This window comes from Mucilaginibacter sp. OK283, assembly GCF_900110415.1.
In the GTDB taxonomy this organism is placed as follows: domain Bacteria; phylum Bacteroidota; class Bacteroidia; order Sphingobacteriales; family Sphingobacteriaceae; genus Mucilaginibacter.
The window spans coordinates 110,873-123,254 of the sequence record NZ_FODR01000011.1 but is presented as its reverse complement, the minus strand read 5'-3'; the positions used below and the strand labels follow the sequence as shown (position 1 = coordinate 123,254).

Genomic DNA, 12,382 nt, shown 5'->3' with positions numbered 1-12,382 from the left:
TTCTTTTTGCAAAACAGCAAAATAACAAAAGGGGTAAATAGGTCGAGAAAATGTCAAGGTTAGTTGACCAGTTATTTAAATGAAAATTCAACCAAAGGTGTTTTTAATTTCATAACTATAAATCAATTTTCCTTTTTCGAAACAATTTGCTTCTTAAAAAGTTATAGGTGATTATAAAGCCTTTTGGAAGGCTTAAAAAAACAACAACAAACAACTATGAATTACTCTACATTAAAGAAAACAGTCGCATTATCGTTTGCGTCTTTGATGGTTGTAGGTATGGCTAATGCCCAAACCGATTCCACCAAAACAACAACTACAACAATGTCTTCTGAGACTTCTACCGCCAAGGTATTTGGTGGCATTGGTCAGTACAACACATTCAGCATTGGCGTAAGTGCCGGTATTACTGATGGGCTTGTTCCGTTTACCATTAACACTACTAACAAATTTAAAGCTGATTTGGGCTATGGCGTGTATTTAAGGCAACAATTATCGCACACTTTTAGCTTACAGTTAGATTATTTAGGTGGCAAAGTGCATGGCATTGACAAGGACGGTACTCAAAAATTTGGCTACACCGAATACAAAACTTCGTTTAATTCAGCCGCACTTAGTGGTGTTTTTAACATTGCAAGCGTTAGTTTCCTGCATCGCAAAAACAGTGTTAACTTTTATGGTTCTGCCGGTTTAGGTTTAGACTTGTATAAAGTTAAAGAAAACACTAAGGTTGGCGGTAGCCCTGTAACTAATCCATGGGGCGACAAAACCATTAAAGAATTATTTGCTCCGGTTGGTGCAGGCGTAAAGTTCAGACTGTCTGACGCGTTAGCCTTAAATTTAGGTTACACTATTAGCTTTGTACAGGGCTATAACTTTGGCGCTATTCATACCTATCCGCAGTTTAGCCACTACTCTTATACCTATGGTGGTTTAGAGTATACTTTTGGCCCGAAAACCAAACAGAACCTAACATGGGTTAACCCGGTTGCTCAAATGTATGACGAATTATACGATGCAGCTTTACGCCAGGAAGTTGAAGCTTTAAAAGGCCGCGTTACCAATGTTGAAACTGCGGTTAGCGACCTGAAAAAAGATTCGGATGGTGACGGTGTTGCCGATCAGTTTGACAAATGCCCAGGTACTGCCGCAGGCAGTGTAGTAGATGGTTCTGGTTGCGTTATCGTGTTCCCTAAACCAGATTCAACGTTAGCTGGTGGTAAAGTGGTTGGTACCGCTTACTCAAACATCCAGTTTGAATTTGACAGCTCGGTATTACGCACTTCATCTTACCCTGTATTAGATGCTACATCTGCAGATTTGCGTGCATCTGGTGCTAAAGTTGAGGTTGATGGCTTCGCTTCATCTGAAGGTACAGCGGCCCACAATCTTTCTTTATCAAAAGATCGTGCTAACTCGGTAAAAACTTACCTGGTTAACTCTGGTGTTGATGCCAAGAAAGTAAAAATTAAGGGTTATGGCGAAACCATGCCAATTGCTGATAATTCAACTGAAGAAGGACGTGTATTAAACCGTCGCGTTCAGTTCAAAAAGTAATAGTCTTTAATTAAATATTATTTGCTAAAGCCCCGGATAACCCGGGGCTTTTTGCATTTATACAAAAAGCAAGTCGGTTTGAAGCCAACGGAGCCCCCACTTGTTTTATTTTATAAGAAAGCGATTGTTATTTTAATTTTTGCGACGATAATCTTTCAATTAACTGTGTATCCACCCGCTCGGTCGTAAATTCTTCAACGGGCCATTTGCTTTCGATGGTCTTAATAAGTAGTTCAGTTGCTTTTTGGCCTATCTGGAATGCAGGCTGGCGGACTACGGTAAGTGGCGGATCAAATAAATCAACAACATCCGAATTGGTAAAACCAGCCAGCGCCAAATTGTCGGGTACTTTTACGCCCATTTTTTTTAATATCGACATGCAATTAATGGTCAACCTGTCGCTGCCGATAAAAATGGCTTCGGGTCGGTTTTCCATAGCTAACAATGCTTTTACCGCAAATTCAATTTCGTCGTAGATCATCCCGCCATGCTCGCAGTTTTTTAAATAACCAGGTTTAAATTCGATGCCGTGCTTATCCAGCGCGGCTTTAAACCCGTTGAGCCTTTCAACTGTTATCGACAGGTTATTTGAATTGGTTAGGTGCGCTATCTTTTTAAATCCGGATTTTATTAAAAGCTCCGTAGCATCAAATGCCCCTTTAAAATTATCAGCAACAACCCTGTGTGTGTCAATATCTGCGGCAATTCTGTCAAAAAATACAATAGGGAACCCTTTTTCATGAAGATATTTATACTGCGATGTATCTGTGGTTTGGGCAGATAAAGAAACCAGCAACCCATCAACATGCCTTGAAAGCAAATGTTGTACGTTAACTGTTTCCCTGTCAAACGATTCGTGGGTTTGCGTAATAATAACGTGGTAACCAAGGTTGTATGCAATAGATTCGATACCGTTGATGGCTTGCGAGAAATAGTCGTTCGCCACTTCGCATACCACAACACCAATTGAATGGCTTTTTTGATCTTTAAGACTTAAGGCAATAGGATTGGGGCGGTAATTCACCTTCTCGGCATATTCCTGAACGAGTTTTTTAGTTTCGGCGCCAATTTCATAGCTGCCCTTTAATGCCCTCGATACGGTGGAGGTGGATACACCCAAAGCCTTTGCAATGTCTTTAATGGTATAGGATTCAAACATAATTTGGTTCTCTGATCGTGCAAATTACGGCAAGATCAGACGTTTTCAAATATTAAGAAATTATTTTACGACTAAGTTATCGTAAAAACCGGGATTTTGTCGTGTTTACCCATAACTCTCAAAATCACGCAAACGTTACTGGGAACGATTGCGTGGTTTTAGTTGGTCAATTCCTTTTTTTTATAGTTAAGAGCCGTTAATCTTGTTTAAGAATTGTACATAGCGCCGTCAGCAGCGTTGTTTATTTTAATTCGCTACCAATTAAGGCGTAAAAAAATCACCTATAAAAGCATGTCGTTAATAAAAGTATCATTTAGTGTCGCAGTATTATTTGCGACCGGTTTACTAACTGCATTTGCACAGGGCCCGCCGTATTCTTGGCAGCATTTGCCCCATGTAGATATGCCTGTATTTAAAAAAGATACCGTTAATATTTTAAGTTACGGCGCAAAGCCCGATGGCATTACATTAAATACAGTTAATATTAATAAAGCAATTGCTGCCTGCAGCAAAAAAGGCGGTGGGGTAGTGCTTATTCCGCAGGGTTTATGGTTAACGGGGCCGTTGGTATTGCAAAGCAATGTAAACCTGCATGTAAGCAGGGCGGCGTTGCTCCAGTTTACCGATGATAAAACCCAGTATAAATTAATTGAAGGCAATTATGAAGGGCATGCCGCCGTGCGTAATGAGTCGCCTATATCTGGTACCAATCTACAGAATATTGCTATTACCGGCGATGGAATCATTGATGGGCATGGCGAGGTTTGGCGTGCCATTGGGAAAGACAGGCTTACCGAAAACGAATGGAAAAAGCTGGTGGCAAGCGGCGGTGTTGTAAGCGAAAACGGCAAATCATGGTATCCATCAGAAGGCTTTATGAAAGGTGTTAAAACACCGGGTGCCGGTGTGCTTGGGCAAGGGAAAACCATCAAGGATAATGAAGCTATGAAGGATTTTTTCAGACCGAATATGTTGGTGCTTACCAATTGTAAAAATGTTTTGCTGCAAGGGGTTACACTTCAAAATTCACCGGCATGGGATATCCATACTTTATTGTGCCAACACCTTACTGTGCAAAATATGCGCGTAAGAAACGCATGGAATGCACAGAATGGTGACGGAATTGACGTGGAATCATGTAAAAATGTGCTGATTGAAGGCAGCACATTTGATGCCGGCGACGATGGCATTTGTATCAAATCCGGTCGCGATGAAGAGGGCCGTAAAAGGGGCAAACCAACCGAAAATGTTATTGTAAAAAACAATGTTGTTTACCGCGCGCATGGCGGCTTTGTAATTGGCAGTGAAATGTCGGGTGGCGCGCGCAATATTTTCGTAACTGATTGCACCTTTATTGGTACCGATATTGGCCTCAGGTTTAAAACTACCCGCGGGCGTGGCGGCGTAGTAGAAAATATTTTTATCAAAAACATCAGCATGAAAGAGATTCTTCATGAGGCTATACTTTTTGATATGTATTATGGCGGCAAATCGCCCGGAGAAGCAGATGAGGTTAACGACCAGGCAAATTTCCCGGTAACAGAAGCCACACCCGCGTTCCGCAATTTTTATGTGAACAATGTAGCCTGCAACGGCGCCGAAAAAGCCATTATGATACGGGGCCTGCCCGAAATGAGCATTAAAGGCATCCACATTGAAAACAGCATATTCAAAACAAACGATGGTATTGATATTATTGAAGCGCAAAACATCAGCCTGAAAAATGTGCACCTTGAGTGTGAAAACACCAGCCCGCTTATTAATATTAAAAATGGCAGCAGCATTATGCTTAGCGGCATAAGGTATAACCAGGCGCAATTACTGCTTAAGATAGCAGGCAGAAAATCGGCGCAGGTACAATTGTTAAATACCGATGCGGCAAAGGCTAAAAACAAAGCAGAGTTTGGCCCCGGTGCCGAAAGCAGCTCACTTATAACAGCAAAATAATGAGGAAATTATACCTGCTGATATTGATCCTGATGATGCCTGCCATGCTGCAGGCACAGGCTGTTACCTATCCCAACCATTTTACGGTGGCGCAGGATGGCAGCGGTAACTATAAAACCATACAAGAGGCCGTAAACGCCGTTCGCGACCTGTCGCAGCAGCAGGTTTCCATCTTCATAAAAAAAGGGGTATATCACGAAAAACTGGTTATCCCCTCATGGAAAACCAGGATATCTTTAATTGGCGAGGATAAAGAGCAAACCATCATCACCAATAGCGATTTTTCGGGAAAGCTAAACCCGAAGGGTAAGGATGCTTTTGCTAAGGATACTTTCACCACCTATACCTCATACGCCGTTTTAGTGCAGGGTAATGATTTTACCGCCGAAAACCTTACCATAGCCAACGCTGCAGGGCAGGTTGGGCAGGCCGTAGCTTTACATATTGAAGGCGACAGGTGTGCCGTGACCAACTGCCGTTTGCTGGGTAACCAGGATACCCTTTATGCCGCTACGGAAGGCAGCCGCCAGTTTTATAAAGATTGCTATATTGAAGGTACAACCGATTTTATTTTTGGCGAAGCAACAGCAGTATTTCAGCATTGCGTTATCAACAGCCTTAAAAACTCATTCATTACAGCTCCTGCAACAACCCCGCGTCAGCAATTTGGCTTTGTGTTTTTTGATTGTACACTTACAGCTGCAGATACCAGCGTAAACAAAGTTTACCTCGGACGGCCATGGCGTCCTCACGGTAAGGCAGTTTACATTAATACAATTATGGGCAGCCATATACTTAAAGAAGGCTGGGATAACTGGCGTAACCCCGAAAACGAGAAAACCGCTTTTTTTGCCGAATACCAGTCAAAAGGTAACGGGGCAGATGTAAAAGGACGTGTATTGTGGTCGCACCAGTTGAGTGCTGCTGATTTTGAAAAATATACTATAAAAAATATCCTGGCCGGCAACGATAACTGGGATGTTTCATCCATAAAATAACCTTAAAAATGAAGAAGATCTTTTTGTTGTTTGCCATTCTCTTGCAAGGATTATTGCTTCGGGCGCAGGAACAGCCCTGGTCTCAACGCATGGCTGCCACAGTTATGCATATTTGGAAAGATTCGCTGCCCGGTGGCAATTTGTCGTACGACCAGGGCATAGTTTTGCAGGGAATGCAAAGCGTTTGGCAGCAAAGCGCCAACGGCGAGTATTTTAGCTACATACAACGTGCCGCCGATAGGTATGTTAATACTGACGGCACTATCCGCACGTATAAAGCGGATGATTTTACCCTCGATAATATTTTAGCCGGCCGCAGCCTCATCATGCTTTACCGGGTTTTAAATAACCCAAAGTATTACAAGGCGGCCATTCTGTTACGTAAACAGATAGACAAGCAACCCCGTGTCCCCGAAGGCGGTTTCTGGCATAAAAAACGGTACCCAAACCAAATGTGGCTGGATGGCCTGTATATGGCCGAACCTTTTTATGCAGAATATGCCACGGAGTTTCACCAGGAAAATGATTTTGATGATATAACCAGCCAGTTTATCCTGATGGAAAAAAACGCCCGCGATCCTAAAACCGGGCTGCTGTACCATGCCTGGGATCAAAGCAAAAAAGAACGCTGGGCTAACCCTCAAACGGGTTTATCTGCATGTTTATGGGCCAGGGCCGATGGCTGGTATATTATGGGCCTGGTTGATGTGCTCGACCAGTTGCCGTTAAATCATCCAAAACGCGCGCAGTTACTGGCTATTTTAAATCGATTGGCCGTGGCTATAACTACTTACCAGGATAAACAAACAGGGCTATGGTACCAGGTGCTGGACAAAGGCGCTCAAAAAGGTAATTATTTGGAAGCATCCGCCTCCTGTATGTTTGTATATGCCCTGGCCAAAAGTGTACGGGAAGGCTACCTGCCTTCAAAATACTTGCAACCTGCACAAAAAGCCTATGACGGCATTATAAAACAGTTTATTGAAACGGATGCGGCCGGGCAGGTAAATATAAAAGGAACCTGTGGTGCTGTTGGCGTGGGTGGGCAACCATACCGTGATGGAAGCTATGAGTATTATACCGGTGTAAAAACCATCACCAATGAAACCAAGGGCGTTGGCGCTTTTATGCTGGCCAGTGTAGAAATAGAAAAGTTAAAAACGCTGACCGCAGGCAAGGGTAAAATAGCCTTGCTGGATAGCTATTTTAATGACGAACACCGCCAGGATATTACAGGCAAAACAATGCCATTTCACTATAAATGGGAAGAGTGGGATAACAACGGGATCTCTTTTTTTGGGCAGGTATTTAACAACTATGGCTTCCGTACCGAAACTTTGACTGAGGAGCCAACTGCCGCAAACCTGAAAAAAGCAGCAGTGTACATTATTGTTGATCCGGATATTCCGAAAGAAAACCCACAGGCCAAATATATACTCGAACCTCACATTAAAGCCATAAGCGATTGGGTTAAAAACGGAGGTGTTTTATTGGTGCTGAATAATGATACTGGTAATGCAGAGTTTACGCATCTTAACCAGCTGATGGCACAGTTTGGTATCAGTTTTAACAAAAACAGCATTAACCATGTAGCCGGCCGTGAGTTTGAGCAGGGCGCAATAAACATACCGGCCGATAATAAGATATTTAAAACAGCAAAAAAGGTGTACATCAAGGAGCTTAGCACATTAAACATAAGCGCCCCGGCTGTAGCTCAACTGATTAATAAAAATGATGTAATAGTTGCTGCCGCTAAATATGGCAAAGGAACCGTGTTTGCCGTAGGCGATCCCTGGTTTTACAATGAATATGTAGATGGCCGTAAGCTTCCACCGCAATTTGAAAACATTAATGCCGCTAACGACCTGGTACGCTGGGTGGCCGGGCAGATTTTATCAAAACATAAATAATCATAAATACCCCAATCAAACAAAACATGATTTTATCAAAGTATAACCTTAAAAGAATAAACGTTGCAGGAGTTGAAGTGCCCGCCGAACATTTGTTTGAGCTCCCCGAAAAAGTATTGCAGTTTGGTACCGGCGTATTATTAAGAGGATTGCCCGATTATTATATTGATAAAGCTAACAAGGCAGGGATTTTTAACGGAAGGGTAATTGTGGTTAAGTCGACAGATACCGGTACCGTTGATGATTTTGGTAAACAGGATAATTTATACACCATTTATTCAAAAGGCATTGTAAACGGCCGGCAGGTAAGTGAGCAGCTGATTTCGTCGGCCATAAGCAGGGTGCTTTCGGCAACTAATGAATGGGACGAGATTTTGGACGTGGCCAGGAAACCTAAATTAAAAGTAATCATATCCAACACCACCGAAGTGGGCATTAGGCTCGTAAAAGAAGATGTACGGAAACACCCGCCGGCTTCATTTCCCGGCAAGCTCTTAGCCGTTTTGTATGAGCGTTACATGGCTTTTAACGGTAACCCGGATAGTGGTTTGGTAATTATCCCAACCGAGCTTATTGTTGATAACGGTAAAAAACTGGAAGCGATTATATTAGAATTGGCCCATTTGAACAAACTGGAACCCGACTTTATGGATTGGCTGGAAAGTAGCAATAATTTTTGTAACTCATTGGTTGACAGGATTGTGCCTGGTCGGCCGGATGCTGTATTGAATGAAGAATTAGAGACTAAAAACGGCTATACGGATAACCTTGGTATTATGGCCGAAACCTATAGTTTGTGGGCCATTGAGGGCGATGATAAAATAAAAGAAGTATTATCATTTGGCCAGGTGGATGAAGGCGTGGTAATAACACCTGATATTGAATTATTCAGGGAGTTAAAGTTAAGGTTACTAAACGGCACACACACATTGTGCTGTGCTTTTGCCTATTTATCGGGTTTTAAAACCGTTAAAGATGCAATGGACGACGTGCAGTTTACAAAGTTTATTACGCAGCTGGTGTTTGATGAGATAAGGCCTGCCATCCCCTATAAAATTGATGATGTTGTAGCCACCGATTTTGCAAACAAGGTTTTGGATAGGTTCCGCAATCCGTATATCAGGCATGAGTGGTTAAGCATCTCGGTACAATACTCCACTAAAATTAAAATGCGTGTTATTCCGTTATTATTAAACTATTATAAATTAAACAACACTGTACCGGCATGCATGGCCAAGGGTTTTGCCGCCTTTATCCGTTTTATGCGCGTTAAAGCAGGCGATGAGGGGCAATATACCGGTACCATCAACAATGAGGAATATAAAGTTACAGATGGCCAGGCTGGCTATTTTGCAAAGGTGTGGGAAAATCCGGATAGCGATGCTGTAATTCAAAACATATTAAAAAATAAAGATTTGTGGGATGCCGACCTGGACATTTTACCGGGTTTTACAGCAGCTGTGATTGAGCAATTTAAGCAGGTGAATAAAGGATAAACAGATTGCTGCACTAATTAAAAAATTAAAACGATGAAACAACGGATTATAAAAGTACATCCTGCCGATAATGTACTGGTAGCACTGGCCGATTTGCAGCCAGGCGAAGAGGTTGAATATAAGGGGAATAGTTATAAAGTGCTCGAATTTATACCCGCCAAGCATAAATTTGCAATTGCCGATATTCCCCAGGGCGGCGAAATTATTATGTATGGGGTTTTAGTAGGTAAAGCGCAAAGCCCTATCCCGGTTGGTGGTTTGTTATCAACCGGCAATGTAGTGCATGCGGCCAACAGCTTTTTAACCGGCAGCAGCCATACCGACTGGCATAAACCGGATGTAAGCAAATGGCAAAGCCAAACCTTTAACGGCTATCACCGGGAGGACGGTAGCGTGGGTACAGCTAACTACTGGCTGGTGGTCCCGATGGTGTTTTGCGAGAACCGTAATATTGAGGTATTGCAGGAAGCGCTTGTAAAGCCCTTAGGTTACGGACGTAAAAAAACATATGAAATAAAAGCGCAGCAGTTGATAACCATGATTAAAGCTGGCGGAGAGATCAATGAAGTATTGTATACGGAAATTGACGGCGATACAGCCCAGGCAACCGGTAATAAGCTGTTCCCTAATGTTGATGGTATTAAGTTTTTAACGCACACCGGCGGTTGCGGAGGTACCCGGCAGGACTCAACCACCTTGTGCGGGTTGCTGGCGGGTTATATTACCCATCCTAACGTTGCGGGCGCTACAGTACTAAGCCTGGGATGCCAGAATGCCGAGGTGAAGACGTTGCAAGAAGAGATCAGTAAGCGTTCGCCAAACTTTAATAAGCCATTGTACATACTGGATCAGCAAAAAACCGGCAAGGAAGCCGACCTAATGGAACTGGCCATTCGGCAAACCCTGGCTGGCTTAATGCAGGCCAATACGTACGTTCGTAAGCCGGCACCATTAAGTAAACTCGTTATAGGATTGGAATGTGGCGGCTCAGATGGTTTTTCGGGTATCTCGGCAAACCCCGCTATCGGTTACACGTCCGATCTGCTGGTGGCGCTGGGTGGTTCGGTTATCCTGGCCGAGTTTCCTGAACTGTGCGGTGTTGAACAGAACCTGATTGACCGTTGTTTGGATAAAAACAAAGCCGAACGTTTTGCCAGCCTGGTAAGCAGCTATAGCCAGCGTGCCGAAGAAGCGGGCTCTGGTTTTTATATGAACCCGTCGCCGGGCAATATAAAGGATGGTTTAATAACTGATGCCATTAAATCTGCCGGGGCCGCGAAAAAGGGCGGTACATCGCCGGTGGCAGATGTGCTTGATTATCCCGAAAAAGTTACCAAACCGGGATTGAATTTACTGTGTACCCCTGGTAATGATGTGGAATCAACCACAGCCGAAGTTGGTTCTGGAGCTAATATAGTTTTATTTACAACCGGCCTGGGTACGCCAACCGGCAACCCGATAGTCCCGGTTGTTAAAATCGCCACAAACACTACTTTGTTTAACCGGATGAGCGATATCATCGACATCAATACAGGTACCATAGTAGAAGGCGACGAAACAATTGAACAGGCAGGCGAAAGGATATTGGACTACGTAGTTAAAGTGGCGAGCGGCGAAATTGAAGTAAGCGCAGTAAGGCATGGCCAGGATGATTTTATCCCATGGAAAAGAGGTGTATCCTTATAAATATATTGATAAGCTATGGTTGAGGTGAGAGTATGATCAGGAGAATTTTTACGTTCAGTTTTATAACCGTTTTGCTTTCTTTTGCAGCAGATAGTGCTTATGCGCAGCAAAAGCCGCTGTTAGGCTATAATAAGCTAAAAACCTATGTAAGTTACTTTAATGCAATAGATACCGAGACGGTAAAGAACTATGTAACCAATGATGGTGCTTATGGTTGGATGGCCAAAAACATACCACTGTTTGAATGTCCCGATTCGGCCATCCAAAAAATATATTATTACCGCTGGTGGACGTTCCGTAAACACCTGAAACAAACACCTGATGGCTTTATTTTTACAGAGTTTATTACGCCGGTAAGTTTTACAGGTGTTTACAACAGCTCGAGCAGTGCGCTTGGTCACCAAATTTATGAGGGCCGCTGGCTGCATGATCCTCAATATATAAACGACTATATCAAATTCTGGCTCTATGTTGATCCAAAGCAAAAGAAACCTCATTTGCACGCCTTCAGCAGCTGGCTTGCTGATGCCGTTTATAATTATTACCTGGTTAACCTCAATAAAAATTTTGTAGCGCAGGTAATACCTGCTTTAAATACCGATTACAGCCAATGGGAAACCGAAAAGCAACTACCCTCAAAACTGTTCTGGCAGTTTGATGTAAGGGACGCCATGGAAGAATCTATCAGTGGCTCGCGAAAAGCAAAGAACAAGCGCCCCACTATTAACAGCTATATGTATGGCAACGCTATGGCCCTATCAAAAATGGCCGAAGTGCTGGGCGTCGACTCGCTGAAGAATAAATACAGCCAAAAGGCATCTGAACTGAAAATATTGGTACAGGATAGTTTATGGAACGATTCTGCTTCATTTTTTGAAGCACGCAGACCTGATGGGAGCATGGCCGGCGCCCGTGAAGAATTGGGATTTATCCCATGGTATTTTAACCTGCCCGATGATAAACCTGCTTTTGCCAAACAATGGGATCAGTTAACTGATGATAAAGGTTTTAATGCACCATGGGGTATTACCACAGCCGAAAGACGCCACCCCCTGTTCCGCACACATGGTACCGGGCATGGCTGCGAGTGGGATGGAGCAGTTTGGCCATTTGCTACTACCCAAACCCTAAAAGGACTGGCAAATTTGCTTACCAATTATCAAAACAAAGGCAGCATGACCCCAGCTGTTTTCTATAATGAACTGCGTAAATATGCCCTATCGCACATAAAAAGAGGGGTACCATATCTCGGTGAGTACCAGGATGAAAAAACCGGCTATTGGCTTAAAGGCGATAACCCGCGCAGCAGCTATTATAACCACTCCGGTTTTTGCGACCTGGTGATTAACGACCTGATTGGCTTAAAGCCCCGCGCCGATAATATGCTGGAGATTTTTCCGCTTATCCCTAAAAATCAATGGAAATGGTTTGCATTGGATAATGTGCTTTACCACGGCCACCGCATCAGTATCCTATGGGATAAAACAGGCACCAAATATCATAAAGGCAAAGGTTTTATAATTTATGCCGATGGTAAAATAATTATGCGCAGTACACGGTTTAAGCATGTATTGGTAAGGATGCCTGTTTAATTAGTAGCTTACGTTCTCTCTTTCATGGATTGCAAAG

Annotated in this window: 8 protein-coding genes; 7 read left to right on the top strand and 1 reads right to left on the bottom strand. The window is 43.2% G+C overall.

Annotated features, from left to right (window positions below):
• Positions 1-216: 216 nt before the first annotated feature.
• Entirely contained in the window at positions 217-1,557 is a 1,341-nt protein-coding gene (locus tag BMX56_RS22470) for an OmpA family protein (protein WP_090652051.1), read from the top strand.
• A gap of 127 nt (positions 1,558-1,684) precedes the next feature.
• Here the strand turns inward: BMX56_RS22470 and BMX56_RS22465 are convergent, their stop codons facing one another.
• On the bottom strand, positions 1,685-2,716 hold the full coding sequence (locus tag BMX56_RS22465; protein ID WP_090651937.1) for a LacI family DNA-binding transcriptional regulator: 1,032 nt from the start codon (positions 2,714-2,716) through the stop codon (positions 1,685-1,687).
• Positions 2,717-3,007: 291 nt separating this feature from the next.
• Between BMX56_RS22465 and BMX56_RS22460 the strand changes: the two genes are divergently transcribed.
• The 6 genes from BMX56_RS22460 to BMX56_RS22435 are packed head-to-tail and all read left to right on the top strand — an operon-like array spanning position 3,008 to position 12,345.
• Positions 3,008-4,663: a glycoside hydrolase family 28 protein gene (locus BMX56_RS22460; protein ID WP_090652050.1), complete on the top strand. Its 1,656-nt coding sequence runs from the start codon at positions 3,008-3,010 to the stop codon at positions 4,661-4,663.
• Positions 4,663-5,661: a pectinesterase family protein gene (locus tag BMX56_RS22455; RefSeq protein ID WP_090651936.1), complete on the top strand. Its 999-nt coding sequence runs from the start codon at positions 4,663-4,665 to the stop codon at positions 5,659-5,661. The genes BMX56_RS22460 and BMX56_RS22455 overlap by 1 nt, the downstream gene beginning before the upstream one ends.
• A gap of 8 nt (positions 5,662-5,669) precedes the next feature.
• The gene (locus BMX56_RS22450) at positions 5,670-7,571 is read left to right on the top strand and encodes a glycoside hydrolase family 88/105 protein (RefSeq protein ID WP_090651935.1); all 1,902 of its coding nucleotides are present in this window, start codon (positions 5,670-5,672) and stop codon (positions 7,569-7,571) included.
• Positions 7,572-7,597: 26 nt separating this feature from the next.
• Positions 7,598-9,067: a tagaturonate reductase gene (locus BMX56_RS22445; RefSeq protein ID WP_090651934.1), complete on the top strand. Its 1,470-nt coding sequence runs from the start codon at positions 7,598-7,600 to the stop codon at positions 9,065-9,067.
• Between the two features lie 33 nt (positions 9,068-9,100).
• Entirely contained in the window at positions 9,101-10,753 is a 1,653-nt protein-coding gene (locus BMX56_RS22440) for a UxaA family hydrolase (protein ID WP_090651933.1), read from the top strand.
• A gap of 32 nt (positions 10,754-10,785) precedes the next feature.
• The gene (locus BMX56_RS22435) at positions 10,786-12,345 is read left to right on the top strand and encodes an MGH1-like glycoside hydrolase domain-containing protein (protein WP_090651932.1); all 1,560 of its coding nucleotides are present in this window, start codon (positions 10,786-10,788) and stop codon (positions 12,343-12,345) included.
• The last annotated feature ends 37 nt before the right edge of the window (positions 12,346-12,382 follow it).

Coding starts and splice junctions, on each gene's coding strand:
- BMX56_RS22455 (WP_090651936.1), top strand. CDS start 4,663: ATGAGGAAATTATACCTGCTGATATTGATCCTGATGATGCCTGCCATG.
- BMX56_RS22465 (WP_090651937.1), bottom strand. CDS start 2,716: ATGTTTGAATCCTATACCATTAAAGACATTGCAAAGGCTTTGGGTGTA.
- BMX56_RS22440 (WP_090651933.1), top strand. CDS start 9,101: ATGAAACAACGGATTATAAAAGTACATCCTGCCGATAATGTACTGGTA.
- BMX56_RS22445 (WP_090651934.1), top strand. CDS start 7,598: ATGATTTTATCAAAGTATAACCTTAAAAGAATAAACGTTGCAGGAGTT.
- BMX56_RS22470 (WP_090652051.1), top strand. CDS start 217: ATGAATTACTCTACATTAAAGAAAACAGTCGCATTATCGTTTGCGTCT.
- BMX56_RS22460 (WP_090652050.1), top strand. CDS start 3,008: ATGTCGTTAATAAAAGTATCATTTAGTGTCGCAGTATTATTTGCGACC.
- BMX56_RS22435 (WP_090651932.1), top strand. CDS start 10,786: ATGATCAGGAGAATTTTTACGTTCAGTTTTATAACCGTTTTGCTTTCT.
- BMX56_RS22450 (WP_090651935.1), top strand. CDS start 5,670: ATGAAGAAGATCTTTTTGTTGTTTGCCATTCTCTTGCAAGGATTATTG.